Below are 26048 nucleotides of genomic sequence, written 5' to 3' on the forward strand. Positions count from 1 at the left end.
CTCTTTCTCTATCCATCATCATTTCTGAACAGTTCGATTTTGAAATACCATCCACGATCCTCATCGTAAATTTTCAATATATCTCCTAAAATTCGGTATTGAGGAAACCTCTTAAGAATTTCCTCTGCTCCATCATCATTGGACATACCTAATTTATTTAGTTTTCTAAATGACCAATAATCATCATTCGTTGTTTCGTGTGGTTCTTTAAGGTTTCGACTCTTGGACCATCGCTTTTGACCTTTCTTCCACTGGCGATTTTCCCATTTCTCTTGACCAGTTAAATAATTGACCAAGCCTTGCATTCCATCTGAATCGTATTGAATGTTTTGCACTTGCCTTCGACCAAGAGGCTGCTTCTTCTTACCTCGCCCTTTAGACCAAACACTCTCGATTGCATCCCTTGATGGACCATTGTTTAAAACGATATGGTGATGGATTCGAGTGATATAGCCTACTTCCTCATCGTATTGATACGAGGTAAACCACATGTACTTGAGTTCGACCCCTTCTTTCTCATAGAGTCTTTTTAGTTTTTTCAAAGTGTTTTCTTGATCACGCTTGGCATCAGCAGGCTTTTCAGGTAGAAATTGATCGGAATAAGTGAACGTGGCATAGTAATCTTTCTCTCCAAAATTTGCATATAGAAACAATGCAGCCTTTCTTTTACTTTGGGCTTGATTCCATCTTGCTTGAGATAAACCAGTGACTTTTTTTCTCCTACCTCTGGGTTCTCTGCATTTTCGTTCCTGCTCGATCGTCCTACTGTAAAGTCGGATTTCTATATATGGTCCTGCTTCCACTCTGCGTTCTCTAACAAATGATTTCTTCATGACAAACACCCCAGAATTTTCTACGTCCGTTAAGTTAGTATCTAATACAAGGACGATAAAACGCCGAAATAGCAGCGTTTTTTGCAAAAATAGTCTGAGGATGGTATACTTATCTTGTCGGAGATAAGAAATACCATTCTCAGAAGTCGCCAATTTGGCGGCTTTTTTATTGTTCTGAAAACTGGAAAAGAACCTTTTCTTCGGTTGGTTTTCCAAGATGAAAAATATGATGATACAATGTCCTTCCACGCAGCTGAAACGTCTCTACTCTGCCTCGCTCAGTTTTCGCTTCAATACTGTATACATAATTCTTTCCACGTTTCCTCATACGAACCTGCATGACAATTGCAGGCATTTTTTCCAAGTAATCGATCGCCTTTGATAACATCTACATCACCTGCAGCTTTCACTCATCTTCGAACAAATTTATCTGTCCAGAATTATTGACATCAATTGGATAAACAACTGGTTCCAATTCTCGTTTCGGTAATCCATGATTTGATTCTGCATCGATGGTAATTCCTCGATTATCACTAGTGACTTTGATTCCAACCTTTATTGAAATCGTGCGTTTTGCTTCAATATCCTTTTGTGTGTCCTGTAAATCGGCAGTAATTGTTCGAACTTCTGCATCTAGCAAACTGTTGACTTTTGCCATCAACTTATCGGCTAACGTTAGGGCTAACTTGTCGTTATTCATATTGAATTCCTCCTTTACTTACTAAATCCGGTAGCAACTTAGGGATGGCCATTTGTAACTTTTGAAACTGGTCATCTGAAACAACAAAATATAACGCAATCGTTGGTGTCTCATCACTATCAAATGAACGATCCTCTACTTCACATGTCGATTCAAACTTATTCCAGATAATCGACTTAATTTTTTGAGTGTATGGCTTAACATACATTCGATTAGTAGTGAAAATAATTTCTCTTTCTTTAAACATCTAGTTACCCTCCAATCATTAATAGGAAACAAATAGCTAACAAAATACCGTTTAACAATAAGCTGGCATAAGCAATTCCTTGTAATTGACGTGCTTTATACAATGGATTGTCATGGAGCGTAGCTAACCATTTTTTACTCATTCTTATCACCTCAATTCAATTTGTCGATTCAATCGATTCTGATAAATCAACTCCTGACAGCTCCAAAGTTCTCGAGTCGATAAGTCTCGTTGTGTTTCTGTTAACGGTCTTTTCCGATCATTAAGTTAATCATGTATGCATCTGATCTTTTCTTTTGTAAGCTCATGTATCAATAGTTCTTGGGATAATGTGTATTTCATTTGATTCCTCCTGTTTCTTCATGCTGGCGGGCATTAGATTTTTTTATTGTTTAGAAATCTTTTTATATCATCACGGTCAAATCTGGTTTCCTTACCAAAAGGTATTTGTGGTAATCCCTCAATGATCCATTCGTTAATCCGTTCTTCACCAATCCGGAGAATTTGTTTCACCTGCTTCTTCGTTGGATATGGTGGAAGGTCTTCAGCTTTGATCGATTCTCCTACCTTTTGAAGAACCTTAGCAGCAATAACTGCTGCTAATTCTTCCCCAAATGATTCTGGTATTTCTATTGGTGCTGAAATGATTGCCAAATTAATCACCTCACTTTATATTAGATTAATTATGTTCTTTTTGTAGCGTTTTTGCGACTTTTTTACCAAAAAAAATTTGAACTGCTTCTTCTCCAGATAATGGAACAACTGCTGTGATCTTCTGAGCTTCTTCTACAGAAAAACCTTTCCCCTCACCTTTTAATTTTCTATAGAAAGTACTTCTATTTACACCAATTAACTCGGCTACTCTTTGCTTTGTGTTCCTTTGTTCGATAATTTCATCCAATCTTTCAACATCAACTGGCATGTTTTCACCTCCTATTTTTGTCGCATTAATGCAACTCACACTTTTATAATACAAGCGACAAAAATATTTGTCAACACATTTGTTGCATTTATGCGATTAATAAGTTGCATTTTTGCAACACATCTGATAATATTTATTTAAAGAAAACTTATGGAGGTATTCAAATGGAAGTGGGAGAAAGAATTAAGCAGAGAAGGAAGGAACTAGGATATAATGCTGATTACTTGGCATCTAAATTAGGTGTTTCAAGATCTACCATCTTCCGTTATGAAAAAGGGGAAATAGAGAAACTTCCTACCGAAGTACTTGAAAAGTTAGCGATCTCTCTAGATACAACTCCCGGATATTTAATGGGATGGACAGAAAAACCTCAAGATAAATTATTGAACATATATAACCAATTAGATATTCAAAAGCAAGATGAGGTTTATAACTTTGCCAAGTTTAAACTTAACGAACAGAATAAGGAGATTTTTACTATAGCCGCTCATTCGGATGATCCTAATAAAAAAATAACTAAAAAAGAATTTGAGGATCTTAATAGATATCTTGATGAGGCTGATAAAAATTTTGATGGTAAGTAGGGTTGTGTATGAATGATTTTGAAAACCTTTTAGATAAAGTTAATACAGAAGTACCAGTTATCGAGTTAACATTAGAAGAGGATACTGGATATACTGGTCTTTATAGAAATAACCGTATCTACTTAGACAAAACTAAATCAAATAGAAAAAAGAAAGTTGTCTTGGCTGAAGAATTCGGGCATCATAAAAGATCCATTGGAAATATTCTTAATTATAAAGATCCTGATGCTTGGAAGGAAGAATGGAAGGCTAGAAGATATGGAATTGAACTATTAATAACTTTAGATGATCTTTTAGATTGTGCTTTAAATGGTTGTAATAATATTTATGAATGCAGTGAACACCTAAATGTAACACCAGAATTCTTTGAAGATACTCTCATTCATTACTTCAATAAGTATGGAAAATATCATTACCATCGTAACTTTAAGTTTACATTTGACTATGAATTTATCTTTGTTGAATCTCTAAAAGTATTTGGATAAAAAAGAGCCTATAGAAGCGGCTACTTCTAATAGGCTAGCTCATTTCTGAGACATTACAAAATTATTATATCAAAGAAATGAGGAAAAGAAATGAAAAAAGTAGTAATAGGGTTATTACTTTCTACAATGTTTTTGGGCGCATGTACTTCAAATGCAAAAACTACAACAGAAAATAGTAGCACAATCAAAAGTTCTGAAAACAGCACTTCTGAAAGTACGACAGAATCAATAGCACTCTATGTATCACGTCCTGCTTATTATTTAGAAAACAACAATTTTCATTTAGCTGGAAAAGCAGATCCACAAAAGACTGTTACAATTACAACAAGTGGCGAACTAGTAAAAGAAATAACACCTAGTGAAGATGGAAGCTTTAGCATCACTGTTCCCTTACCTGAAACAGAAACTCAGGATTTTGAATTAACAGATGGCACCACAAATGAAAAGGTATCCATAAAATCTAAAGCTGAGCTTCAAAAGGCAGCTGATGAAGTTGAAGCGAAACGAAAAGAGCAAGAAAAACAAAAAGCTGAAGCTGAGAAAAAAGCTGCTGAAGATGCAGCTGCAAAAGAACAAGCTGAAAAAGAAGCCGCTGAGAAAAAGAAAAAAGAAGCTGAAGAAGCTGCAAAAAAAGCTGCTGAAGAAGAAAAAGCTAGTTACGATACTGGTGTTACGTTTGAAAATCTCGCTCGTAATCCAGACACATATTTAGCAGAAAAAGTTAAGTTTTCTGGAAGGATTATTCAAGTTATTAAAGGTGATGATCAATCACAATTCAGATTTGCTATAGATGATAATTATGATCAAGTAATTTTAATTGAAATATCCGAAGATCAGCTTTCGAATAATCGACTTTTAGAAGATGACTATATTACTATTCGTGGAGTATCTTTTGGAGAATATACTTATACTTCTGCTTTAGGTGGAGAAATTACAGTTCCTGCTGTAGTGGTGGATTCTTTTGAAATGAATAACTAAATAAAGGAGAAAATGAAATGGGATTATTTGATGGTATACTTGGCAATGCAACCGACATAAAACATGAAGAGGTAAAAAAAGAGTTGTCAGCTGTTCTTATGCCTGATGAAAATATTGATTTAGCTTTCAAATTAGTTAGGGACTTGATTGTGTTTACCGACTATCGCCTAATTGTAGTAGATAAACAAGGTATAACAGGAAAAAAAGTAGATTACAAAACGTTTCCTTATAAAAGTATCTCAAGGTTTAGCGTAGAAACAGCTGGGCATTTTGATTTAGATGCAGAATTGAAGATTTGGATTTCAGGTGCTGTTGAGCCTGCTCAAAGCCTCCAGTTCAAAAAAGATAAAAGTATTACTCAAATTCAGCAAGCGCTAGCCACTGCTATACTGAAATAAAACAAACACGCCCCTCTTTCTTGGCAGACAAGGAGCGTGCTAACAAAAAACTGATGTTTATTTGTTGTACATAATTATACCAAATTGAAAGGAGTGATGCCACCTCGTTCTACATGCTGGCGGGCAAGAAAGGACGATAAATAATGATAAAAAAGTATAAGAAGAAAGATGGATCTACCGCCTATATGTTTCAGATATACTTAGGCGTTGACCCTATTTCTGGTAAAAAGAAACGAACAACGAAACGAGGGTTTAAAACACAGCAAGAGGCAAAGCTTGCACTTGCTCGTTTACAACTAGAATCAAAAGAACCTGATTTCATCACTGAAACAACAAAAACATTTGAAGAAGTATGCAATATGTGGTTAGAGCAATATAAAAACACAGTAAAGGCTAGTACTTACACTATTCAAAAAGTTGCGATAGACAAACACATTCTCCCTTTATTTGGTCATATCCGAATGAGTAAGATTACTATTCAATTTTGTCAAAAACAGGTAAATCATTGGTTTAGTTACTATAAAAAATACTCCAACTTAATCGGTATCACGACATCAGTATTCAATTATGCTATCAATATCCGGTTACTCAATAATAATCCAATGGATGGTGTAATTCGACCTAAGAAACAGCAAAAAGTAGATGAAGAGGACTACATCGCTCCTTTCTATGATCGTGAACAGTTGCTTACTTTTTTGTCGGTGGTAAAAGAAAACTATTCAGAACAATTATTTGTGATGTTTCGCATTCTTGGTTATACGGGTCTCCGCAAAGGAGAATTGCATGCATTACGTTGGAAAGATATTGATTTCGTTAAGAAAACTCTTACCGTTAAACAAACACTAGCAACTATTCAGAATTGGGAGTTAGTTTTTCAGCCGCCGAAGACAAGAAAAAGTATTCGTACTATCTCTTTGGATGATGAGACGCTGGGTCTGATAAAAAAATGGAAATTACACCAACAAAAATTTCTTTTTCAGTTTGGCATAAACTCATTATCTCAAGGTCAATTGCTCTTCCCTTCTACTGAAAACAAACCGCTTTATCTAGATTACCTGAACCATAATCTTTCGAAAATCCTGAAAGAAAATAATTTGCCTAAAATGACTGTCCACGGATTTAGACATACTCACTGTAGTTTACTATTTGAAGCAGGTGTTTCAATAAAAGACGTGCAGGAACGAATGGGCCATACTGATATTAAAACTACTATGAACATATATGCTCACGTAACTGAACAAAGAAAAGAAAAAACTGCTCATGACTTTGCAAACTTCATGGCAAACGGCAGCCCAGATCCAGATAAAAATACTAGGGGTAGTCAAAGGGGTAGTCAAATGTAAAAAAAGAGATTTCCCTATAAATAGGAAAACCTCTAGAAAGCTGATGAGACAGCCCTTGGACAATGTTTGTCTTATTCTGCAGCGTTTGTGTCTTTGAGACCGTATTTTTTGTTGAAACGGTCCACACGTCCGTCTGCTTGTGTGAATTTTTGACGTCCAGTGTAGAATGGATGTGAATCAGAAGTTACTTCGACACGGATCAATGGATACGTGTTGCCGTCTTCCCACTCAACAGTTTCTTGAGAATTCTTTGTAGAACCTGATAAGAATTTGAAACCAGTAGTTGAGTCCATGAATACAACTGGATGATAATCTGGATGGATATCTTGTTTCATTTCTTCTTCTCTCCTTTGCCCTGGCTCATTTGCTTCACCAGAGTTGATTTGTCGATTTTACAACATGACTATCTTACCATGTTTGGTTTTTAGATGCAATTATCTTTTTATATTTCTTTTTTGCCGTTTGTCTCCGAAATGGACATCATGAAAAGCCGCTAAAAACTCTTCATTGTTCTTTGTTTTACGCAAGAATTGAATGAATTGTTCTGTGAACTCCAAGGAATCCCCCAACATGTTGTTGCGTAAGCGCCAGGTTTCTTCCAATTGCTCGCTGCTCATCAGCAATTCCTCTTTACGGGTACCAGATTTCTTGATGTCGATCGCTGGGAAGATCCGACGTTCTGCTAAGCTGCGAGAAAGCTGCAGCTCCATATTGCCGGTTCCTTTAAACTCTTCATAGATGACATCATCCATGCGGCTGCCGGTATCCACCAGTGCGGTGGCAAGAATCGTCAAACTGCCGCCTTCTTCAATATTACGGGCAGCGCCAAAGAATTTCTTCGGTTTGTACAAAGCAGCTGGATCGATCCCGCCGCTTAGTGTACGTCCGCTTGGAGGAACGACTAAGTTATAAGCTCTCGCCAAACGAGTGATACTATCCATCAAAATCACGACATCACGCTTGTCTTCCACCAAGCGCATCGCCCGTTCTAGTACCAATTCTGAAACACGGGTATGATTGCTAGGCTGTAGGTCAAAGGTTGAAGAAACCACGTCACCCTTGACACTACGTTCTAGATCAGTTACTTCTTCTGGACGCTCGTCGATCAAAAGTACGATCAATTCCACCTCAGGATAGTTGTCCGTAATCCCATTGGCAATTTCTTTCAATATACTGGTTTTCCCAGCTTTAGGCGGGGCAACGATCAGTCCTCGTTGACCAAAACCCACTGGCGCCAGCATATCGATCATCCGAGTCGAAAGACGTCCTGACGTTGTTTCTAATTTTAAATGACGGTTCGGATAAAGGGGCGTCAGCGCTGGAAAATGCGGGCGCTCTTTGGCATCTTCTGGATCTTTGCCGTTAACAGACTCAACGTGCATCAATCCATAATAGCGTTCAGATTCCTTAGGCGGGCGCGCCTTACCGGCGACTTTATCGCCATTACGCAAACTAAACCGACGAATCTGTGAAGAAGAAATATAGATATCTTCTGCACTCGGTCCATAGTTGATTGGACGTAAAAAACCATAGCCTTCTTGGCCTACGATATCCAAGATTCCTTCCATATAAAAGAAGCCTTGTTTTTCCGCCTGCGCCCGTATCACAGCCAATGACAATTCTTTTTTATTCATTTGGCTGTAATAAGGAATTCGAAACTCTTTGGCAAAGGTGTAGATCTCTTTTAAGGTTTTGTTTTCCAACTCTGCCATCGTAAGATAATCGCTCATAATTACTCCTCTATCATTTGAATATCAGCTCCAAGAGCCGTTAGTTTTTCGATGATATGATCATAGCCGCGCAAAATGTACTCGACATTAAAGACGCTAGTCGTGCCAGTCGCCATCAATCCGGCAATAACTAGACAAGCCCCTGCCCGCAAATCAGAAGCGACAACTTCTGCTCCGTGCAATTGGCTCGGTCCGCTGACAAAAATCATGTTGCCTTCTGTCGTTGCTTGTGCGCCCATCCGTGCTAATTCAGGAATATGGTTGACCCGTTTGGCATAAATCGTGTCCATAATCTCCGATGTTCCCTTTGCTTTTAGCAATAATGGTGTGATCGGCTGTTGCAGGTCTGTGGCAAATCCCGGATAAGGATAAGTTTTCACAGTCGCTGGTTTCAACTCTTTTGAGGGATGCACATAGATTTCATCTTCGCTGATATCCATTCGCACACCGATTTCTTCCAATTTCGCAATGTAGCTTTCTAGATGCTCATAAATCACATTTTTGACTGTAATGCCTTCACCCGCTGCTGCGGCTAAAGAAAGATAGGTTCCTGCTTCGATTCGGTCTGGAATAATAGAATGACGACAACCGTGCAGTTCTTCCACACCTTCGATACGAATTTCATTGGTACCTGCACCTCTAATTTTCGCTCCCATATTATTTAAAAGGGTCGCGACATCAATGATCTCAGGTTCCCGTGCAGCATTTTCAATGATCGTTTTACCTTTGGCTCTTACTGCTGCCAGCATTACATTGATTGTTGCTCCGATGGAGACCATATCTAAGAAAATCCGTTCGCCAGTCAAGCCTTCTTCTTCGGTACGCAAATACATGGCGCCATGCTCGTTGGTGACTTTTGCGCCAAGTGCTTCGAAGCCTTTGATATGCAAATCGATTGGTCGCGGGCCTAAGAAACAGCCGCCAGGCAACCCAACGACGCCTTCACCAAACTTCGCCAATAATGCCCCCATGAAATAATACGAAGCCCGTAGACTATTGATTTTTCCGTTAGGCATCGGGATCGAAACGATATTGGTTGGATCGATCTCTAGCGTATTGTTTTCAAAATGGGTCTTCACGCCCATAATTTCGATAATCTCAATTAATGAGTGCACATCTTGGATGTCGGGCACTCCTTCTAAAATGACCGGTGAATCAGCTAAGATCGCTGCCGGGATCAATGCGACTGCACTGTTTTTTGCGCCGCTAATGGTGACTTCACCTTTTAAGGGACGATTGCCGTTGATGACAATTTTTTTCATTGAATTCCACCTATACTCTTTTTTAATTTATGTGTATCATTCCAATTTTAGCACAGATTACACAAAGAAAAAAGATGCAGTATATTTTTGATCCCCGCATCAAGAATATTTTCTTAGAAAACAAAAAAACTCTTAGAATCAGTGATTCTAAGAGTTTTGATCTTTGATTAAGATTAAGCTTTACCAGCTGAACCGAACCAGTCGATGTGTTCTTCTGCATCTTTAACGATTGCAGCAACACCTGGTGCTAATAATTTACGAGGGTCGAATCCTTTGCCTTCTTTATCTTTGCCAGCTTCGATGTATTCACGAGTTGCTTTAGCAAATGATAATTGGAATTCAGTATTTACGTTTACTTTAGAAACACCCATTGAGATTGCTTTTTCGATTTGGTCTTGAGGAATACCAGAACCACCGTGTAATACTAATGGTACATCAGAACCTACTGCATCAGCGATTGCTTGTAAGTGGTCAAAAGCAAGGCCTTTCCAGTTTTCAGGGTATTGACCGTGAATGTTACCAATTCCGCAAGCTAGGTAATCAATACCAGTTGCAACCATTTGTTTACATTCTTCGATGTCAGCTAATTCGCCAGAACCGATGATTCCATCTTCTTCTCCGCCGATTGAACCAACTTCACACTCAACAGAAACGCCTTTTGCGTGTGCTTTTTCGACAACTTCTTTAGCCAATTTCAAGTTTTCTTCAAATGGTAAGTGAGAGCCATCAAACATAACAGAAGTGTAACCAACTTCGATACATTCCATTGCTGCATCGTAATCACCATGGTCTAAGTGGATTGCAACTGGAACAGTGATGTTCATTGAATCAACCAAGTTTGTAACGATGTCTTTAGCAACTTTGTATCCGCCCATATATTTGGCAGCACCCATTGAAGTTTGGATTAGAACTGGCGCTTTTTTCGCTTCAGCAGCTTTTAAAATCGCTTGTGTCCATTCTAAGTTGTTTGTGTTGAATCCGCCGACTGCATATCCGCCTTGACGAGCAGCTTTTAAGAATTCAGCTCCTGATACTACTGGCATAAAAAATTCCTCCTAAGTTTTGAAAAACTTTATTTGTTAAGCAATGCTTAACCGACAATGCTATTTTAGCAAAGATTTGCGGTATTTGCTACTAAAAAGAGGAATTTCTCTTTTCAAAAAAAGATTGCACAAATATAAAAATCCAGCATTTTCATCATCTTTTCTGAAAGTCTACGATTCTGTAAGGTTTTTCTCTTCTGTCTACGGTCGTTAGATAACAAATCGGCATGTGAAAATTCGAGAAAAATTTCACATATTTTTTCGTTATTTTATCATAATCTTCCAGCAAATCCTTTCCTCTTCTCTTTTGAGCATAAGAATAGCCTTGTGAAAGCGGCTATATTATTATGTAAAAAAGGAGGGATAAAATGAAAAAAGCGCTTATTGGATTTTTGGCAGTCATCGGAGTTCTTTTCTTGGCAAGCTGTAGCTCGGGGGCCAAGGAAGAAACCAAAACATTCACAATGGATCAAAATGGGGTTTCGATGGAACTGGTCTTCACTTATGAAGGCGATAAAGTAAAAACTCAGACTGCGAACAATGTCATGCCGTATTCAGCGATCGGGGTAACGACTAAAGAAGAAGCACAAACCGTGCTTGATCCGATCGCTAAGAAGTATCAGCAAGTCAAAGGGTTGGACTATTCCCTCGACTATACAGATAGTGAAGCGACTGAATCCTTGACCATCAATTATGATGAGTTGGATTATGATTCAGCGAAACAATTGCCTGGGGTTAGTTTCGAAGGAAACACTGAAAATGGGATCAGCATGGAACGTACAGAGGAAATGCTCTTAGACCAAGGGTATAAGCTAAAAGAATAATCCTCTCTAGGCACCAGCAAATCAACATGGGTTTTCCGCTGGCGGATTTCATTCGAACTGTTAGCGAAAAAAATAATGCATCAGTCAGAAACTTCCGGTCGCTTTGACGGAAGTTTTTTTGTGTGCAAAAAGGGATAGCTTCTACCAACGCTCAAGCAAGTTTCAACCTTTTACGGATTACTGGGATCGCACAACTCAAAAAAACTCCCCATCTTGAGATGAGGAGTTTCGCACATTCATTGCTTGATTTTGCCGCTAGCGATTATTATGCTTGGCGGTTGTCTAATGAAGCTCCAACAAAGGCTTTGATCAAGCGTTGTGGGCGAGTTGGACGAGAAATCAATTCTGGGTGGAATTGGCAACCCACGAAGAATTTGTTTTCTGGGATCTCAACGATCTCAACCAAACGATTGTCTGGTGACACACCTGAGAAAACCATCCCGTTTGCTTCAAAGATTTCACGGTATTTGTTGTTGAATTCATAACGATGACGGTGACGTTCTTGAACAACTTCCTCCCCATCATAAGCTGCAGCTGTTTTGGTGCCTTTTTTCACTTTACATGGATACAAGCCTAAACGCAATGTTCCACCTAAGTTTTCGATGTTTTCTTGGTCAGCCATCAAGTCAATGATGTTGTTGGCTGTTTCAGGATCTGTTTCTGCGGAATTGGCATTTTCCAAGCCAACGACATTGCGGGCATATTCCACACAAGCCATTTGCATCCCTAGACAAATCCCTAAGAATGGCACATCGTTTTCCCGAGCATATCGGATCGCTTCGATTTTTCCTTCAATCCCGCGATCACCGAATCCACCAGGAACAAGAATACCGTCTACTTCACCTAAGTAAGAATCCACGTTTTCTCGTGTGATTTCTTGGGCTTTGATCCAATCGATCTCGATGTCTGCATCAAAGGCAAAACCAGAATGTTTCAAGGCTTCGACAACTGATAGATAAGCATCTGGCAATTCCACATATTTTCCAACTAACGCGATGCGTACTTTTTTCTTCAAATTCAGCACCTTTTCTTCCAATGCTTGCCATTCAGTCATGTCAGCAACTGGTGCAGTCAGTTTCAAATGATCACACACGATTTGATCCATGCCTTGCGCTTGCAGTGCCAATGGGATCGAATACAGGGTCTCAACGTCACGAGATTCGATCACGGCTTCTGGTGCCACGTCACAGAATTGTGCCAATTTGTTTTTTGTTGATTGTCCTACAGGTTGTTCTGTCCGAACGACCAAGATATTTGGTTGAATCCCTAAGCCGCGCAGTTCCTTCACACTATGTTGGGTCGGCTTTGTTTTCATTTCGCCTGCTGCTTTCAAATAAGGAATCAGCGTCGTATGGATGTACATCACGTTGTCCGCACCTACGTCTGCCTTCATTTGACGCAAAGCTTCTAGAAACGGCAATGATTCAATATCCCCTACTGTTCCGCCGACTTCTGTGATGATCACATCTGAATCAGTCATTTTGGCTGCCCGCATGATTTTTTCTTTGATCTCGTTGGTGATGTGCGGGATCACTTGAACAGTCGCGCCTAAGTATTCTCCTTTACGCTCTTTCCGCAAAACTTCTGAATAGATTTTTCCAGTTGTTACATTTGAGTATTTGTTCAAATTGATATCGATAAAGCGTTCATAGTGACCTAAGTCTAAGTCGGTCTCTGCTCCATCATCGGTTACGAATACTTCACCATGTTGATATGGGCTCATCGTTCCTGGATCGACGTTGATGTACGGATCGAATTTTTGAATGGTTACTTTCAAGCCACGATTTTTCAACAAACGTCCTAATGATGCTGCTACGATCCCTTTACCAATAGAAGAAACCACACCGCCGGTTACAAAAATATATTTTGTCATAAACTGAAAAACTCCTTTAATCTATTTTACAGGAAAAGCATTTAGAAAATAATAAAAGCTCCCTATCCATAAATGAATAGGGAGCGAAAATTCTAAATCACTTTCTGACTCTTGTAAAGAGTGCCCAAACAGAATGATACATTCTCACCTCACAAATGTCAAGAAAACTTTATCTGATTTTTTCAGAAAAAACGGAGGTTTCCAAACGAAGCGCTTTACGCTTCGATGCAGCTGGTTCCTCCTTTTTCACGCCGGCATTCTAAGGTTACTCTTTCTTAAACAACCTTCATGTTTTCTGCACAACTTTTTGCAATTTTTTCATTGCTTCTTACGAAATCGTTGAACTCTCTTTGGCATAATACAAAGTGTAGATGAAGTCTGGCGCTTTACTCGTTTTGGTAAAAATGATCGGAACGTATTTCTGGTTATTTTTGGCAAAGACGAGGTGCAGGTTCGATTCCTGCCTTCTACGCTAAGATAATTTTTCTTTTGCAGGATAGAGCTAACTATTCTGCTATTTTTGTCTGCCAAGTAATGTGCTCTGAATGATTTTTCCCCAATAAGGAGTGCCCTCAATAAATATCAAAATTTGATTGCGCTTTTTGGTTATCTTTGAGATTATAGATATATATTTAAATTATTTTTTTGTGGTATCTTCCGGTAATCATTAACCGATAAGGAAACAATCAAATTCTATTGTCTCCCAAAAGAGATTCTATAGAAGCCACAATTTTGGAGGAAGAAGACAATGACTGCTAAAAACCAAAAAGCACCAGATACTGTCAAGACACTAATCCGGTCTCGAAATCCTTTACAGATTTTTTTCGCATTCTTGCTCGTGATAGGGCTACCTACCATGCTTTATTGTTATTACTATAATTACAGTCCTTTCCCTAGTAAAAAAGTAGCTGGCGTCCCCAATAATCACCTTGTTCAGCTAGAGAACCCTATGGACCTTTCTAGTTTATTGTTGGATTTTGGCTCACAACTGAAATTTAACACAGTGGCTGAGTCCATGACGGTTTACTTTGATTATTATCAAAAAGGGGAGATAAAAGAACACAAAATAGTCGCTTCCCTGATAACAGAGCCAAGAAGTGATTATAATGGCTATTTGAACATAGGAATTACTAAGAGCGATTCTCTCCTCTTCGTTGATTTATTTTCAAATGGTTCCTCATCAAATACAATGACCGACTTATCTAAATTCCACTATACGTCCCTTGGAGAAGATAGTTTATCTCCCACTGGAGCTAGCACTAGTATCCCCAATAACGAGCTTAACATTGAGAAAAAACAAGAAATTCCATTGCTTTATATTGCCAAGGGCGGTGACGTCAAACTATATGCTGAAATGGAAAACAATCTATCTGAAGAAAATTTAAAAAGCGTTGAAAACGTCTATTACGTTTACTTAATAGTAGAATAACGAAAAAAGACCAGTTCAGGATGCTGAGCTGGTCTTTTTTCTGTCATACTGTCGATTAATTCCGACGGTTGTTATTACCGAATAAAATAATCAAACGTAAGAGCTGCAATAAGGTTGCTACGGCAGCTGCGACATAGGTCAACGCTGCGGCAAAGAGCACTCTTCTCGCTTGTGGCACTTCCTCTTCTGTTAACAAGCCACCATCTGCCAAAATACGGATCGCCCGTTTTGAGGCATCGAACTCGACTGGCAAGGTCACTAATTGGAAAATAAACGCCAATGAGAAAGCCAACAAACCTAAGTTGATCAGAAACGAGCCTCGTAACAGTACCCCGATCAAAATCAACGGGATCGAGATGCTAGTTCCGATATTGGCGATCGGCACGATCGCATGACGCAAACGCAAAGGAAAATAACCTTTGGCATCTTGGACTGCGTGACCACACTCATGGGCTGCAACACCGATTGCTGCTACCGAAGTTGATTGTGCGGTGGATTGTGATAAACTCAGCATTTTGTTGCCAGAATTGTAATTATCCGTCAAATCACCAGCGATCGCTTGCACACCAACATTATTGATTCCTTGGCTCTGCAAGATGTACTGCGCCGCTTTTGTGCCGGTAATATTATTTTTACTTCTGACTTTGTCATATTTGTTAAAGGTACTTTTGACGTACGCTGACGCTGCTAGCGATATCACCATACCGATAATTACGAGAATGAAAGTCGGGTCATAAAAAAAGCCGAACCCGTATCCGCCCATACCATACACGATAAAATTCCCCCTTTTAATCTTTGACCTTATTTTACCATTAAAGTGGTGAAAAAATTATGAAGATGACTGGAAGATTTTGTTTTTAACCTTTTTTTACAAATTCTGATTTTAGTTTCATCGCGCCGAAGCCATCGATCTTGCAATCAATGTTGTGGTCGCCTTCGACTAATTTGATGTTTTTCACTTTCGTTCCTTGTTTGATGGCGCCAGATGCGCCTTTGACTTTCAAGTCTTTGATGACTGTCACTGTATCACCATCTACTAAAATATTGCCATTGGCATCTTTGTATACGGGTGCTTCTTCCGCCGCTTGTTGCTCTTGCCATTCGTTTCCGCATTCAGGACAAACAAACAGCCCGCGATCTTCATAAGCGTATTCAGATTGGCAATTTGGACAGTTAGGAATTTGAGTCATAATGTTGCTCCTTTAAAATATAATTTTCGCTGTAAAAAACAACTCACCATCAGCATACCGAAAAACCACTAGTGGCGCAACCAAAAATCAGTGACCGATAAGCAAAAAAATCGCTTCTGTAGAGTAATAACAGAAGCGATAATTCACGTGTATCCGAAAAGGAACTACACAGAATTCATTTTTATTTCGAGAAATAATTTGCACAAGCATCGCCGATCCATTGGATGAGTTGTACCAAAAGGATCAACAAGAGAATCACCACAATCAAAATCGCCGTTTCATAGCGATAATAACCATACTGAATCGCTAAATCGCCAATGCCGCCTGCGCCAATCGTTCCCACCATCGCCGAGTAGCCTAAAAGACTGATCAAAGTTAACACAAATCCGCGAATCAAAGCTGGCAGACTTTCTGGTAAAATCACTTCGCGAATAACTTGCCCCGTCGATGCTCCGGAAGCGACACTAGCTTCAAGGACGCCATAGTCGATTTCGGCAAATGCGGATTCAGCGATTCGGGCGTAAAAAGGAATCGCGGCAATCGATAAAGCAATCGCTCCGCCCGCCGGGGTATAAGGATCACCGATCAGCACCGCTGATAACGGAATCAACGTAATCAATAAGATCAAAAATGGTAGCGAACGGATTGCATTGACGACAAAATCGGCCAGATGATGCAAGAAAACATTTTTATGAAAAAGGTTACTGCCGACTAAAAACAGGACTAATCCAATCAATAAGCCGAAAACTACTCCTATAATTGCTGAAGTTCCCACCATGAAGAATGTTTCCCATAGTGCTTGGGGCAGGTTTGTTTTTAAAATCTCAAGCGTATCAGCCATTTTCTTCACCTATCTTTCTTAAAGAAAAGACGTTCGCAGCCAAGTGTGCTCGGGCTTTTGCTGCTTCTTCGGCGGGTCCGGTCAAATAGATATATAAAATACCGATCACATCTTTTTTGATATACTCAATTTTCCCGTGGATAATATTGATCGACACATCGTAGGCTTTAGCTACAGTCGAAATCAGCGGTTCTAACGTATACTCACCTTGATAGCGCAATTCCAGCAAGTCGCCTTCAGTGAAGGATGCTAGAATCTCCTCGGGAAGCGTCAGATCCAAGTAGCGACCTACCAGTTTTTTTGTAATAGGCTGTTTAGGCTGACTGAACAAGCCGTAGGTCGTTTGTTCTTCAACGATGCGACCCTTTTCCATCACTGCTACCCGATCAAAAAACTTGCGAGCAACATCCAATTCATGGGTGATAAAGACGATGGTGATGCCTGTCTGTTCCTTGATTCGGATCAATAATTTCAAAATTTCTTCAGTCGTTTCAACATCTAACGCACTGGTAGCTTCGTCACACAACAAAATCTCAGGTTCGTTGGCAATCGCTCGTGCAATGCCGATCCGTTGCTTTTCTCCCCCAGACAAATTATTCGGATACTCGTGAATTTTGTGAGGCAGATCCACCATTTCCAACAGTTCCTTGATCCTCGCTTCTTGCTGATCTTTCGGATAATGCCCAGCGCGCAAAGCAAAGGCTAAATTTTCCTTGATGGTTCGATTATGGATCAGATTGAAATGCTGAAAGATCATCCCGATTTTTTGTCGTACTTCACGCAAGTGTTTGCCTTTGGCTTGCGTGATGTCTTGACCATCAATCAGAATTTGACCGCTAGAGGGCACCTGCAGTAGATTCAACGTACGAACCAAGGTACTTTTCCCAGCCCCGCTCAATCCGACGATCCCGTATACTTCTCCAGCTTGAACGGAAAAATCAACGGAATCCACTGCTTTTTTGATTTGTTTTTTATGAGTGAATGTCACTGATACTTGTTTTACTTCTATTTTTGCCATAGGATATGCCCTTCTTCTTACTCAGTCCAAAATTTCGGTTGATCAAAGTTGCTGAACGGTGATTCGGCAATCGCTTCTTTAAATGCATCACTTTCTAATACTTCCGTAACTGCCTTAGCAAAATCACTGTCTTCTTCTTCGGAGGACACCACAAAGACATTTTTATATTCTTCTTTCAATGACTCCAACGCCAAAGCATCTGCAGGATCAAGAGAAGCCGCCCAAGCGAAGTTTCCTGGTACTAAAGCTAAATCAACTGTATCTAACGAACGAGCCAATTGGGCTGCGTCTAATTCTTTAAATGTCAGATTCTTCGGATTTTCTTCGATATCATTCACCGTTGCCTTCGTTTCGTCGATATTGTCTGCGATGGTGATCAACTCATTGGCAGCTAACAGTTGCAAGGTCCGAGCTAAATTTGAGGCATCATTGGCAATCGAAACAGTCGCCCCGTCTGCTAACTCATCCAAGCTGGACAGTTGCTTCGAATAGATGCCCATTCCCAGTGTGGGCACTTTTTGTAATGCCGTAAGAGATAACTGGTTATCTGCCGAAAATTTTTCTAGATAGGCCGTATGCTGAAACAAATTGGCATCGATTTGGCCATTCGCCAAGGCATTGTTCGGCTGAATATAATCATTAAACACTTTGGTCGTAAGTTGATACCCTTTTTCTTCCAGTAATGGAGAAATCACCTCTGTCACCATGTCCCCGTATGGTCCCGGCGCCACTCCAACGACTTTTTCTTCCACTGCATTTACACTGTTTTCACCGGACTGTGTATCCCCTGTGCTGCTAGTATTGCCACAAGCTGCCAATGTAATTAAGACAGCAGCAGCAACTAATCCAACGACTCCCTTTTTCAACTGTTTCATTTTTTTGTTCCCCCTTTTTATAATAAAAAAACGTCCTTTCTCCATCATAGAGAAAGGACGAAACAACCTTGTTCGTGGTACCACCTTTGATTCATTGGCACAATCAGCCAACCTTATCAGTTTATCAACTGCTTTGCTGTAACGGGCAATCCCGCTGCACGCTTGCTTTTGCTCACGTCCAAACGCTCCAAGGCCATCTTCAGTCAAACGGCTGTGCTCTTTCTCACCAATCCGAGCTCTCTGATCCAATCGAAACTGACTTACTCTTCTTATCATCGCGTGTTTTTTAATTTGTGTTTAACTATACGATAGCCTCAAATGAATGTCAATTCTTTTTTTCACGAAAATATCATCTTTTTGCAATAACTTTCACAGTGTTTACAGAGTCAAATTCTCATCTAGAATCAAGCCTTCAGAGACCATAACCGCATCGCCGATCAATTCTAATGCGCCCTGATCAACGTCAACTTCTACCGTTAACTCGCCCCCTAACACGTGCAGCAAGACATTCGCTGCCGCTTGCTGTTGACGTTTGGTCACGACATACGCAGTGGCACCAGAACCTGTGCCGCACGCATAGGTAAAACCTTCCACCCCTCGTTCATACGTGCGAACGATCAGATCACCCTTGTCATCTTCTTCATAGAAATTGACATTCGCCCCTTTGGGGAAAACCTCCCAATAGCGTATCTCTTTGGCAAGTTCAGCCAGCTGTTCCAACTCAGTTTCTGCCAGACCAGGATAGTGAACCACCGCATGAGGGATTCCTGGATCACCCAATTCCACATAGTCCACGAAAGAAACCATTGGATTCGGGTACGCTTGATCAAACGTTGTCACGGTTGGTGGGTTCAAGGTTACTTTGTAGTGTTTTGCCGACAAGCGCCATGCGGGGACATCGCCAGCAACTGTTTCGATGGTCATCTGCTCGCCAGCAATTCCCTTCTCAAAGGCATAACGGGCAATACAGCGAGCGCCGTTGCCGCACATTTCTGCTTCGGTCCCATCAGCATTGTAAAACCGCATCCGAAAATCAGCGGTTCCTGTGGGGAAATCCACTGCCATGACTGCATCCGCACCGACAGAAAATTTCCGATGGCAAACTTGAGCAGCAAATTGCGACAGTTGTTCATGGGAGAATTTCAATGTGCGGTTATCGATTACGATAAAATCATTCCCCGCACCTTGCATTTTTGTATAAGGAATCGTCATGTTGTCACCTGCTTTTCAAAATTTTACTTGCTGGAAGCTTCTTCTTTTAGAAACGAAGGAACCACTTCATTTTGCAGCATTTGCTCGTAGGACTGGCGTTTAACGGCTAATTCCGCTTGGCCATTTTCCACAAAGACGACTGCGGGTATCTGTAAATTATTGTAGCTGCTGGCCATCGAATAGCCGTAAGCTCCTGTTGCGAACGTAGCAAACAGATCCCCAGTTTCAACGGGCGGTAATGCAAGATCTTTTACTAAGATGTCTGTGCTCTCACAAGCTTTACCAGAAATGGTGATCTTCTGTGTCGCTGCTTCGGAAGCGCGGTTGGCTAAGATCCCAGTGTAAGTTGCCTGATAAAGACCAGGACGAATATTGTCTGTCATGCCACCGTCAATGCTGGCGTATGTTCTGATTCCCGGCAATGTCTTGATACTGCCGATGGTGTGCAAACTGATACCTGCTTCTGCGACGATACTGCGACCGGGTTCAATAACGATGGTCGGACGTTCGCTCTGGTGCTGCGCATAAAAGGCGTCGATTTTTTCCATCACAGGATCTAAAAAGTAGCTGTAGGGTTGGCGAATATCTGCATCTGTGTATCGAACGCCAAAGCCGCCGCCAACATTTAGTTCTTTGATCCAATAATCAAAACGTTCATGAATGGTTTGGACAAGGGCCAAAGCCGCATCAACTGCCGCTAGATGTGAGCGATTGTCCGACAATTGACTGCCGACATGAAAATGCAGGCCATAGAAATCCAATTCAGGTGCTTGAATCACTTCTTCCACTAATGGAAATAAGATTTCTTCATCTAAAGGAATCCCGAATTTTGAATCTTTTTGTCCGGTCGAGATAAATTGATGGGTGCTGACCGAAACCTCGGGTGTGATGCGCAACAAGATTTTAGCAACGACTTGCTTTTCTTGACATAACGCGCGGATCAAGCCGACTTCTTGAATGCCATCAACGATGATCCGTCCCACGCCATAATCAAGGGCGGCTGCTAATTCTTCAATGGATTTGTTATTGCCGTTAAACTCGATGTGTTCTGCTGGAAAATCAGCTTGGATCGCTGTATACAGCTCCCCACCGCTAACCACGTCTAATGAAAGTCCTTCTGACTTGATCACTTGCAGCATCGCTGTAGTACAGAAAGCTTTAGCGGCATATGCTGCTCGTGTCTTGCTGTAGCGCGTCAAAAACTGCGCCTGAATCTTTTGGCATTCTTCGCGAATCTCCGAAACGGAATACACGTAAAGGGGGGTTCCAAAGGTTTTTGCCAGCTCAACGGTATCGCAACCGTCAATGTATAAGTGATTGTTCTTGATTTCTTTTGCCATCGCTTTACTCCTTGTCTGTCGGCTCGTTCAACGCCTCGATCAAACGAACGTAGCATTCGATGCCTTGCAATAGATTTTTTTCGTCAAAATTCATTTTGCTGCTGTGTAAAGGGTGGACATAGCCTTTTTCTTCATTTCGGGTACCCACAAAGAAAAAGACGCCTGGGATCTCCTTTTGGTACATCGAAAAATCCTCTGCCAACATATATGGCGGTGTTTCTCGGTAGCTCTCCCCGACCACTTTTTCCAATACTTCCACCATCTCAGGATCATTGTCCACGACACGATAAAGATGTTCGAATTCAACATCCGCCGTGCAATCATATCCTTTGGCGATTTCTTGTGCGACAGTGGTGATTCTGCGCGTCATCGTTTCATAGACTTCATCTTCAAACGCCCGCATCGTTCCTTTTAAAACGACCTTGCCGGGAATGATATTTTCCGCATCTCCCCCATGGATCTTCCCAAAAGTGATGACCCCAGCAGAAAGCGGGCTGATATTGCGTGAAATGATCGAATGCAATCCTTGAATGATCGCAGCCGCAGCTAAAATGGCATCATGCCCTTGATGAGGCTGGGCACCATGGGCACTCGTACCGTTGATCGTTAGATTGATCTCGCCGTTACGGGCCATCATCGGACCTTTCCGACTCGCAATGACTCCTTCGGGAAAGTCTGGGAAGACATGCAGCCCCACGATTTTTTCCACGCCAAAATCTCGTAAGATGCCTTCATCGATCATCAGTTGAGCGCCACCGGGGCTTTCCTCGGCTGGTTGGAAAATCAAAACGATCGTTCCACGAATCACTTCAGGATGCGTCGCTAAGTATTTGGCAAACCCTAGCATCGTTGCCATATGGCCATCATGACCGCAGGCGTGCATTTTTCCTTCATGTTTGGAAACAAAGGAAACACCGGTCTCTTCTTTGATCGGCAGTGCATCGATATCCGTTCGAAAGGCCAGCGTCTTTCCTGGGCGATTGCTGCGAAAGACAGCAATCAAGCCGGTTTCAATCACTGGATAGATTTCTTTGATCCCAAAGGATTGCAACTGACGCAGCAAGTATTCCTTTGTTTTGAACTCAGTTAACCCTAATTCAGGGATTGTATGTAATTCACGACGAAAACGAACCACGTCTTCGGTTAATTCTTTGACTGCTTGCGATACTTGCATGTTAAAACACCTTTCTATACATTCCTTTTAAAAATATCCATAAAAACCAGCGAATATTCAGTTTTTCATTGATATTGTTTAATATTATAGTATATAATTCGAATAATCTATAGTATAAATTGTCGAAATGTTTCGATTTTTATTGAAAAATTTACCCCTCGTTTTGGTACACTTATACGTAGAGTTACGAAAAATAAATTGGTTGAAAGGATGTGTCGTAGTTTGACAATATTCAAAGGTTCTGGCGTTGCGTTGATCACCCCTATGCTTCAAGATGGTTCGGTGGATTTCGATAAGCTGAAGGAGTTAGCGGAGTGGCATGTGCAGCAAGGAACGAATGCAATCATTGCATGCGGTACGACCGGTGAAGCATCCACGTTAGACGATGAAGAACATATCGCGGTGATCGAAGCGGTGGTAAAACAAGTTGCTGGTCGAATCCCCGTCATCGGCGGAACAGGCTCCAACAACACCCAACATGGGATCCATCTTTCAAAAGAAGCACAGCGCGTTGGTGCTGACGCATTATTGGTTGTAACACCCTACTACAACAAAGCGACCAAGAAAAGTTTAGTCGCTCACTATGAAGCAATCTGTCAAAGCGTTGAGCTGCCAGTGATCTTATACTCCGTCAGCTCAAGAACCGGCTTAAATTTAACACCTGAAGCCGTGGCAGAACTAAAAAAAATCCCTAATATCAAAGGAATCAAAGAGGCCAGCGGTGACATTTCGCAAATCGCAGAAATCGCTCGTCTTGCGGATGATGACTTTGCGATCTATTCAGGAAATGACGATCAAGTAACCCCAATTTTAGCTTTAGGTGGCTCTGGCGTGATTTCAACGATCGGCAATATCGCTCCGAAACAAACGGCACAACTCGTTGCTGATTTCTTAAATGGTGATGTAAAAGCAGCTATCAAAGAGCAGTTGCGACAAAAACCGTTGATCGATGCGATTTTCAGTGAAGTAAATCCTGTGCCGATCAAAGCAGCGGTCTCCTTGCTAGGCAAATGTGAATTGCATTATCGTTTGCCTTTGGGTGTCCCAGAAGATGCGACTCTCGTTCATTTAGAAGAAGAAATGACCAATTACGGATTGCTGTAAGGAGGAGTTTTTGGTGAAACAAATTTTATTAAGCGGTGCAAACGGTCGCATGGGCAAAGTGTTGCAAATCCTGATCGCAAAGCACCCTCAGTTAGAAGTGGCCGCCGGCTTGGATCGTACCGAGCAGTTAGATGGTCCGTTTCCGATCTATGATCGTCCAGAAAAAATCACGCAGCCGATCGATTTGGTGATTGATTTTTCTCATTATAGCAATGTCCCTGCCTTGTTGAACTATTGTGTCGAACAGCAGCTGCCAATCGTGGTTGCTACAACTGGTTTGACGGAAGACACGCAGATGATGCTGCCGTTGGCTGCTAAAGTGATTCCGGTTTTCTATTCTGCCAATATGTCGTTGGGGATCAATGTACTGATCAAAGCACTACAAAGTATCACCCCCGCATTAGAAGCTGACTTTGACATTGAGATCATCGAAAAGCATCATAATCAAAAACTTGATGCACCAAGCGGTACAGCTTTGCTGTTGGCAGATAGTATCAATGACAGCTGCGAAACAAAAAAAGAGTATCTCTACGGGCGTGAAGGCAGTGATCTAGTAAATGACCGCAAGCAGATGGGCATCCATGCCGTTCGCGGCGGAACGATCCCTGGGGAACACATTGTCATCTATGCTGGGCAGGATGAAATCATTGAATTAAAACACACTGCGCTCTCCCGCGAAATCTTCGCCAATGGTGCGCTAAAAGCAGCGGAATTTTTAGCCGATCAACCAGCCGGTTTTTATTCCATGCAAAATCTAATCGACAAGTAAAGGTGGTCTCTCATGACAGAATTACAATTTTCCGATCCTTATCAATTAGCAAAATATATCAAAGAAGCAAATAAACAAACACCTGTAAAAGTCTATATCAATGGAGATCTTGGCGACGTCCAAGCAGATGGCATCCAATTGTTTGGTAACGGCACCTTCTATTTCGTGGTTGGTGACAGTCAAAAAGTAGCTGAGTTTTTAACCGCGCACCAAGACAAAATCACCGATCACTATCTGGAAAATGATCGCCGCAACTCAGCGATTCCTTTGTTGGACTTGACGAAAGTCGATGCCCGTATCGAACCAGGTGCCTTTATCCGGGACCAAGCCATCATTGAAAAAAATGCCGTTATCATGATGGGGGCAGTGATCAACATTGGTGCTGTGGTTGGTGAAGAAACCATGATCGATATGGGGGCGATTTTAGGTGCCCGGGCAACCGTTGGGAAAAAAGCCCATATTGGCGCTGGTGCTGTCTTGGCTGGCGTTCTTGAGCCACCTTCAGCAAGCCCAGTCATCATTGAAGACAATGTTTTGATCGGCGCAAATGCCGTCGTCCTTGAAGGCGTCCGTGTCGGCGAAGGTGCAGTCGTTGCTGCCGGTTCTGTGGTGACTGAAGATGTCCCTGCTGGAGCAGTCGTTGCTGGCTCACCAGCTAAAGTCATCAAAATGAAAGACGAGAAAACGAAAAGCAAAACCGAATTTTTAGACGATCTACGGGGGTAAACTTCTTATTTTCTCGTAAATACGCAACAAAAAAACGCAGTGCCGGTTCAGTGATGAGCCTGCGCTGCGTTTTGTCTAAAAAAGGGCGTGCCGAAAGCTTTTGGCACGCCCTTTTTCTATTGGCAAATGTGCTTGTAAAAGTGTTTATTCTGCTTGAAATTCTTTGATCGCTGCTTGGATCTCTTGATAGATCACTGCAACTTCTTCAAGGTCTTTTGCATTTGCTCCACTGGCAAGCGGATGTCCACCACCATGATGGCGTTTGGCGATCTCATTGATCACTGGACCTTTCGAACGCATCCGCACCCGGTAATAGCCTTCTGGTTGTTCGACAAAGATCGCCCAAGCCATCACTTCGTCGATTTTCCCTGGTAAGGAAACGACTGCTGAGGTTTCCGAATCTACTACGCCAAAACGCTGCTGCAATTCTTGTGATAGGATCACTTTGCCAGCACCAATCTCATCAATCTCGATGTTTTCGTAGACATACCCTGAAAGGCGAGCAACACTGCGAGAGACTTGATCCAATTGACGATTGATCTTCGGAGCATCAAAGCCGTAATCCAATAGTTCAGCCGCTAAGCGCAGGGTTGTCGCTGTCGTTGCCGGATATAAAAACCGTCCAGTATCACCAACAATGCCCGCATATAACAGACGAGCCGCTTCTTGCGTCATCGTCAGCTCGTTTTGAAACATTTGCCAAAACGAAACGATCATCTCACTACAGCTGCTGGCTTTCGTATTGACCCAAACCAGCTCTCCGTAAGGTTCATCATTAGGGTGATGATCGATTTTGATCAATTTCGCCCCTTGATCATAGCGTTGGTCACTGATCCGTGGTGCATTGGCCGTATCTGTAACGATCACCAGCGCCCCTTTATACAAATCATCAGGGATCGTCTGCATCAGCGCCAAGTAATCCAATCCTTCAACGGGTCCGCCAACTTGATAGATTTCTTTTTTGGGAAAACTAGCTCGTAAAATTTCTGCCAACCCCACTTGTGATCCTAATGCATCTGGATCAGGGCGCTGGTGCCGATGGATAATGATCCGATCGAATGCTTTGATTGTTGCAAGTATTTCTTCTTGTACCTTCATGAATGGTCTCAACTTTCTCTCTAAAATTTTTCCATAAGTGCCGTTTTCGA

Annotated in this window: 30 protein-coding genes and 1 other annotated feature; of the genes, 10 read left to right on the forward strand and 20 right to left on the reverse strand. The window is 41.4% G+C overall.

Translation table 11 applies throughout. The features are described from left to right. Positions 1 to 8 precede the first annotated feature (8 nt). The 6 genes from IGJ01_RS14090 to IGJ01_RS14115 all read right to left on the reverse strand — a co-directional run bounded on the left by IGJ01_RS14090 (position 9) and on the right by IGJ01_RS14115 (position 2702). Positions 9 to 833 carry a rolling circle replication-associated protein gene (locus IGJ01_RS14090; RefSeq protein WP_366950364.1) on the reverse strand — a complete coding sequence of 275 codons (825 nt, stop codon included), beginning with the start codon at positions 831 to 833 and terminating at the stop codon, positions 9 to 11. A 406-nt stretch (positions 834 to 1239) separates the two neighbouring features. Further along, entirely contained in the window at positions 1240 to 1533 is a 294-nt protein-coding gene (locus IGJ01_RS14095) for a hypothetical protein (protein WP_430601202.1), read from the reverse strand. Beyond that, a complete protein-coding gene (locus IGJ01_RS14100; RefSeq protein ID WP_087627986.1) occupies positions 1526 to 1780 on the reverse strand; it encodes a hypothetical protein in 255 nt (84 codons plus the stop codon). Before IGJ01_RS14100 ends, IGJ01_RS14095 begins: the two co-directional genes overlap by 8 nt. A gap of 4 nt (positions 1781 to 1784) precedes the next feature. Beyond that, entirely contained in the window at positions 1785 to 1922 is a 138-nt protein-coding gene (locus IGJ01_RS14105) for a hypothetical protein (RefSeq protein WP_005233987.1), read from the reverse strand. A gap of 233 nt (positions 1923 to 2155) precedes the next feature. Next, a complete protein-coding gene (locus IGJ01_RS14110) occupies positions 2156 to 2434 on the reverse strand; it encodes a helix-turn-helix domain-containing protein (RefSeq protein ID WP_142967290.1) in 279 nt (92 codons plus the stop codon). 25 nt (positions 2435 to 2459) lie between these two features. After that, positions 2460 to 2702 (reverse strand): helix-turn-helix domain-containing protein, encoded by a 243-nt coding sequence (locus tag IGJ01_RS14115; RefSeq protein ID WP_185953271.1) that lies wholly within the window; start codon positions 2700 to 2702, stop codon positions 2460 to 2462. Between the two features lie 164 nt (positions 2703 to 2866). On the opposite strand from IGJ01_RS14115, the gene IGJ01_RS14120 reads away from it, so the two are divergent. The 5 genes from IGJ01_RS14120 to IGJ01_RS14140 all read left to right on the forward strand — a co-directional run bounded on the left by IGJ01_RS14120 (position 2867) and on the right by IGJ01_RS14140 (position 6490). Further along, on the forward strand, positions 2867 to 3286 hold the full coding sequence (locus tag IGJ01_RS14120; RefSeq protein ID WP_142967291.1) for a helix-turn-helix domain-containing protein: 420 nt from the start codon (positions 2867 to 2869) through the stop codon (positions 3284 to 3286). An 8-nt stretch (positions 3287 to 3294) separates the two neighbouring features. After that, a complete protein-coding gene (locus tag IGJ01_RS14125; protein WP_142967292.1) occupies positions 3295 to 3771 on the forward strand; it encodes an ImmA/IrrE family metallo-endopeptidase in 477 nt (158 codons plus the stop codon). Between the two features lie 90 nt (positions 3772 to 3861). Then, on the forward strand, positions 3862 to 4749 hold the full coding sequence (locus tag IGJ01_RS14130) for a hypothetical protein (protein WP_142967293.1): 888 nt from the start codon (positions 3862 to 3864) through the stop codon (positions 4747 to 4749). A 17-nt stretch (positions 4750 to 4766) separates the two neighbouring features. Further along, complete coding sequence (locus IGJ01_RS14135; protein ID WP_196044485.1) at positions 4767 to 5147, forward strand: PH domain-containing protein; 381 nt, start codon at positions 4767 to 4769, stop codon at positions 5145 to 5147. A 143-nt stretch (positions 5148 to 5290) separates the two neighbouring features. Continuing rightward, complete coding sequence (locus IGJ01_RS14140; protein WP_142967294.1) at positions 5291 to 6490, forward strand: site-specific integrase; 1200 nt, start codon at positions 5291 to 5293, stop codon at positions 6488 to 6490. A 71-nt stretch (positions 6491 to 6561) separates the two neighbouring features. Here IGJ01_RS14140 and IGJ01_RS14145 read toward each other — a convergent pair whose 3' ends face one another. The 4 genes from IGJ01_RS14145 to IGJ01_RS14160 form a co-directional block, all read right to left on the reverse strand. After that, positions 6562 to 6825 carry a type B 50S ribosomal protein L31 gene (locus IGJ01_RS14145; protein ID WP_005233979.1) on the reverse strand — a complete coding sequence of 88 codons (264 nt, stop codon included), beginning with the start codon at positions 6823 to 6825 and terminating at the stop codon, positions 6562 to 6564. Between the two features lie 99 nt (positions 6826 to 6924). Next, positions 6925 to 8220 (reverse strand): transcription termination factor Rho, encoded by a 1296-nt coding sequence (gene rho / locus IGJ01_RS14150; RefSeq protein WP_430601203.1) that lies wholly within the window; start codon positions 8218 to 8220, stop codon positions 6925 to 6927. 2 nt (positions 8221 to 8222) lie between these two features. Further along, positions 8223 to 9482 carry a UDP-N-acetylglucosamine 1-carboxyvinyltransferase gene (locus tag IGJ01_RS14155; protein WP_005233977.1) on the reverse strand — a complete coding sequence of 420 codons (1260 nt, stop codon included), beginning with the start codon at positions 9480 to 9482 and terminating at the stop codon, positions 8223 to 8225. Positions 9483 to 9655: 173 nt separating this feature from the next. Further along, positions 9656 to 10525, reverse strand: coding sequence for a class II fructose-bisphosphate aldolase (locus tag IGJ01_RS14160; protein ID WP_005228297.1), 870 nt, complete (start codon positions 10523 to 10525; stop codon positions 9656 to 9658). Between the two features lie 368 nt (positions 10526 to 10893). On the opposite strand from IGJ01_RS14160, the gene IGJ01_RS14165 reads away from it, so the two are divergent. After that, entirely contained in the window at positions 10894 to 11349 is a 456-nt protein-coding gene (locus IGJ01_RS14165) for a YehR family lipoprotein (protein WP_005228292.1), read from the forward strand. Between the two features lie 265 nt (positions 11350 to 11614). On the opposite strand, the gene IGJ01_RS14170 is transcribed toward IGJ01_RS14165, so the two are convergent. Then, positions 11615 to 13222, reverse strand: coding sequence for a CTP synthase (locus IGJ01_RS14170; RefSeq protein ID WP_008380521.1), 1608 nt, complete (start codon positions 13220 to 13222; stop codon positions 11615 to 11617). Positions 13223 to 13970: 748 nt separating this feature from the next. Here IGJ01_RS14170 and IGJ01_RS14175 point away from each other — a divergent pair. Continuing rightward, on the forward strand, positions 13971 to 14651 hold the full coding sequence (locus IGJ01_RS14175) for a hypothetical protein (RefSeq protein WP_008380519.1): 681 nt from the start codon (positions 13971 to 13973) through the stop codon (positions 14649 to 14651). 55 nt (positions 14652 to 14706) lie between these two features. Here the strand turns inward: IGJ01_RS14175 and IGJ01_RS14180 are convergent, their stop codons facing one another. The 8 genes from IGJ01_RS14180 to IGJ01_RS14215 all read right to left on the reverse strand — a co-directional run bounded on the left by IGJ01_RS14180 (position 14707) and on the right by IGJ01_RS14215 (position 22301). After that, positions 14707 to 15414 carry a zinc metallopeptidase gene (locus tag IGJ01_RS14180; protein WP_016612795.1) on the reverse strand — a complete coding sequence of 236 codons (708 nt, stop codon included), beginning with the start codon at positions 15412 to 15414 and terminating at the stop codon, positions 14707 to 14709. Positions 15415 to 15508: 94 nt separating this feature from the next. Continuing rightward, on the reverse strand, positions 15509 to 15841 hold the full coding sequence (locus IGJ01_RS14185; RefSeq protein ID WP_005228268.1) for a zinc ribbon domain-containing protein YjdM: 333 nt from the start codon (positions 15839 to 15841) through the stop codon (positions 15509 to 15511). A 181-nt stretch (positions 15842 to 16022) separates the two neighbouring features. Further along, positions 16023 to 16682 carry a methionine ABC transporter permease gene (locus IGJ01_RS14190; protein WP_005233963.1) on the reverse strand — a complete coding sequence of 220 codons (660 nt, stop codon included), beginning with the start codon at positions 16680 to 16682 and terminating at the stop codon, positions 16023 to 16025. Continuing rightward, a complete protein-coding gene (locus IGJ01_RS14195; protein ID WP_142437699.1) occupies positions 16675 to 17700 on the reverse strand; it encodes a methionine ABC transporter ATP-binding protein in 1026 nt (341 codons plus the stop codon). The genes IGJ01_RS14190 and IGJ01_RS14195 overlap by 8 nt, the downstream gene beginning before the upstream one ends. Before the next feature lie 17 nt (positions 17701 to 17717). After that, a complete protein-coding gene (locus tag IGJ01_RS14200; protein ID WP_087664615.1) occupies positions 17718 to 18575 on the reverse strand; it encodes a MetQ/NlpA family ABC transporter substrate-binding protein in 858 nt (285 codons plus the stop codon). A gap of 50 nt (positions 18576 to 18625) precedes the next feature. Further along, positions 18626 to 18860: a binding site (T-box leader), on the reverse strand. A 93-nt stretch (positions 18861 to 18953) separates the two neighbouring features. Continuing rightward, entirely contained in the window at positions 18954 to 19787 is an 834-nt protein-coding gene (gene dapF / locus IGJ01_RS14205; RefSeq protein ID WP_194188192.1) for a diaminopimelate epimerase, read from the reverse strand. A gap of 23 nt (positions 19788 to 19810) precedes the next feature. Then, positions 19811 to 21127 (reverse strand): diaminopimelate decarboxylase, encoded by a 1317-nt coding sequence (gene lysA, locus IGJ01_RS14210; RefSeq protein ID WP_005233959.1) that lies wholly within the window; start codon positions 21125 to 21127, stop codon positions 19811 to 19813. A 4-nt stretch (positions 21128 to 21131) separates the two neighbouring features. Beyond that, positions 21132 to 22301, reverse strand: coding sequence for a M20 metallopeptidase family protein (locus IGJ01_RS14215; RefSeq protein WP_016621702.1), 1170 nt, complete (start codon positions 22299 to 22301; stop codon positions 21132 to 21134). A 222-nt stretch (positions 22302 to 22523) separates the two neighbouring features. Here IGJ01_RS14215 and dapA point away from each other — a divergent pair, with 222 nt between their 5' ends. From dapA to dapD, 3 genes are read left to right on the forward strand one after another with little or no spacing between them, the layout of a single operon-like run. After that, on the forward strand, positions 22524 to 23405 hold the full coding sequence (gene dapA / locus IGJ01_RS14220; RefSeq protein WP_008380503.1) for a 4-hydroxy-tetrahydrodipicolinate synthase: 882 nt from the start codon (positions 22524 to 22526) through the stop codon (positions 23403 to 23405). Positions 23406 to 23418: 13 nt separating this feature from the next. Continuing rightward, positions 23419 to 24174 carry a 4-hydroxy-tetrahydrodipicolinate reductase gene (gene dapB / locus IGJ01_RS14225; protein WP_086316561.1) on the forward strand — a complete coding sequence of 252 codons (756 nt, stop codon included), beginning with the start codon at positions 23419 to 23421 and terminating at the stop codon, positions 24172 to 24174. Positions 24175 to 24186: 12 nt separating this feature from the next. After that, a complete protein-coding gene (dapD, locus tag IGJ01_RS14230; protein WP_005233952.1) occupies positions 24187 to 24900 on the forward strand; it encodes a 2,3,4,5-tetrahydropyridine-2,6-dicarboxylate N-acetyltransferase in 714 nt (237 codons plus the stop codon). A 144-nt stretch (positions 24901 to 25044) separates the two neighbouring features. Here dapD and IGJ01_RS14235 read toward each other — a convergent pair whose 3' ends face one another. Next, on the reverse strand, positions 25045 to 25998 hold the full coding sequence (locus IGJ01_RS14235) for a DHH family phosphoesterase (protein WP_008380500.1): 954 nt from the start codon (positions 25996 to 25998) through the stop codon (positions 25045 to 25047). Positions 25999 to 26048: the final 50 nt, after the last annotated feature.

The organism is Enterococcus sp. AZ089 (assembly GCF_050547225.1).
Classification (GTDB): Bacteria; Bacillota; Bacilli; order Lactobacillales; family Enterococcaceae; genus Enterococcus_D; species Enterococcus_D entomosocium.

Excerpts from the sequence above, each read along its gene's own strand:
- IGJ01_RS14125 (WP_142967292.1), top strand. The coding sequence starts at position 3,295 with ATGAATGATTTTGAAAACCTTTTAGATAAAGTTAATACAGAAGTACCA.
- IGJ01_RS14120 (WP_142967291.1), top strand. The coding sequence starts at position 2,867 with ATGGAAGTGGGAGAAAGAATTAAGCAGAGAAGGAAGGAACTAGGATAT.
- IGJ01_RS14095 (WP_430601202.1), bottom strand. The coding sequence starts at position 1,533 with ATGAATAACGACAAGTTAGCCCTAACGTTAGCCGATAAGTTGATGGCA.
- IGJ01_RS14130 (WP_142967293.1), top strand. The coding sequence starts at position 3,862 with ATGAAAAAAGTAGTAATAGGGTTATTACTTTCTACAATGTTTTTGGGC.
- IGJ01_RS14175 (WP_008380519.1), top strand. The coding sequence starts at position 13,971 with ATGACTGCTAAAAACCAAAAAGCACCAGATACTGTCAAGACACTAATC.
- IGJ01_RS14155 (WP_005233977.1), bottom strand. The coding sequence starts at position 9,482 with ATGAAAAAAATTGTCATCAACGGCAATCGTCCCTTAAAAGGTGAAGTC.
- dapF (WP_194188192.1), bottom strand. The coding sequence starts at position 19,787 with ATGACGATTCCTTATACAAAAATGCAAGGTGCGGGGAATGATTTTATC.
- IGJ01_RS14185 (WP_005228268.1), bottom strand. The coding sequence starts at position 15,841 with ATGACTCAAATTCCTAACTGTCCAAATTGCCAATCTGAATACGCTTAT.
- IGJ01_RS14090 (WP_366950364.1), bottom strand. The coding sequence starts at position 833 with ATGAAGAAATCATTTGTTAGAGAACGCAGAGTGGAAGCAGGACCATAT.
- dapD (WP_005233952.1), top strand. The coding sequence starts at position 24,187 with ATGACAGAATTACAATTTTCCGATCCTTATCAATTAGCAAAATATATC.
- IGJ01_RS14115 (WP_185953271.1), bottom strand. The coding sequence starts at position 2,702 with ATGCCAGTTGATGTTGAAAGATTGGATGAAATTATCGAACAAAGGAAC.
- IGJ01_RS14190 (WP_005233963.1), bottom strand. The coding sequence starts at position 16,682 with ATGGCTGATACGCTTGAGATTTTAAAAACAAACCTGCCCCAAGCACTA.
- rho (WP_430601203.1), bottom strand. The coding sequence starts at position 8,220 with ATGAGCGATTATCTTACGATGGCAGAGTTGGAAAACAAAACCTTAAAA.
- IGJ01_RS14160 (WP_005228297.1), bottom strand. The coding sequence starts at position 10,525 with ATGCCAGTAGTATCAGGAGCTGAATTCTTAAAAGCTGCTCGTCAAGGC.
- IGJ01_RS14235 (WP_008380500.1), bottom strand. The coding sequence starts at position 25,998 with ATGAAGGTACAAGAAGAAATACTTGCAACAATCAAAGCATTCGATCGG.
- IGJ01_RS14180 (WP_016612795.1), bottom strand. The coding sequence starts at position 15,414 with ATGGGCGGATACGGGTTCGGCTTTTTTTATGACCCGACTTTCATTCTC.
- IGJ01_RS14170 (WP_008380521.1), bottom strand. The coding sequence starts at position 13,222 with ATGACAAAATATATTTTTGTAACCGGCGGTGTGGTTTCTTCTATTGGT.
- IGJ01_RS14140 (WP_142967294.1), top strand. The coding sequence starts at position 5,291 with ATGATAAAAAAGTATAAGAAGAAAGATGGATCTACCGCCTATATGTTT.
- IGJ01_RS14145 (WP_005233979.1), bottom strand. The coding sequence starts at position 6,825 with ATGAAACAAGATATCCATCCAGATTATCATCCAGTTGTATTCATGGAC.
- IGJ01_RS14195 (WP_142437699.1), bottom strand. The coding sequence starts at position 17,700 with ATGGCAAAAATAGAAGTAAAACAAGTATCAGTGACATTCACTCATAAA.
- IGJ01_RS14215 (WP_016621702.1), bottom strand. The coding sequence starts at position 22,301 with ATGCAAGTATCGCAAGCAGTCAAAGAATTAACCGAAGACGTGGTTCGT.
- IGJ01_RS14135 (WP_196044485.1), top strand. The coding sequence starts at position 4,767 with ATGGGATTATTTGATGGTATACTTGGCAATGCAACCGACATAAAACAT.
- IGJ01_RS14105 (WP_005233987.1), bottom strand. The coding sequence starts at position 1,922 with ATGAGTAAAAAATGGTTAGCTACGCTCCATGACAATCCATTGTATAAA.
- IGJ01_RS14100 (WP_087627986.1), bottom strand. The coding sequence starts at position 1,780 with ATGTTTAAAGAAAGAGAAATTATTTTCACTACTAATCGAATGTATGTT.
- IGJ01_RS14165 (WP_005228292.1), top strand. The coding sequence starts at position 10,894 with ATGAAAAAAGCGCTTATTGGATTTTTGGCAGTCATCGGAGTTCTTTTC.
- lysA (WP_005233959.1), bottom strand. The coding sequence starts at position 21,127 with ATGGCAAAAGAAATCAAGAACAATCACTTATACATTGACGGTTGCGAT.
- IGJ01_RS14200 (WP_087664615.1), bottom strand. The coding sequence starts at position 18,575 with ATGAAACAGTTGAAAAAGGGAGTCGTTGGATTAGTTGCTGCTGCTGTC.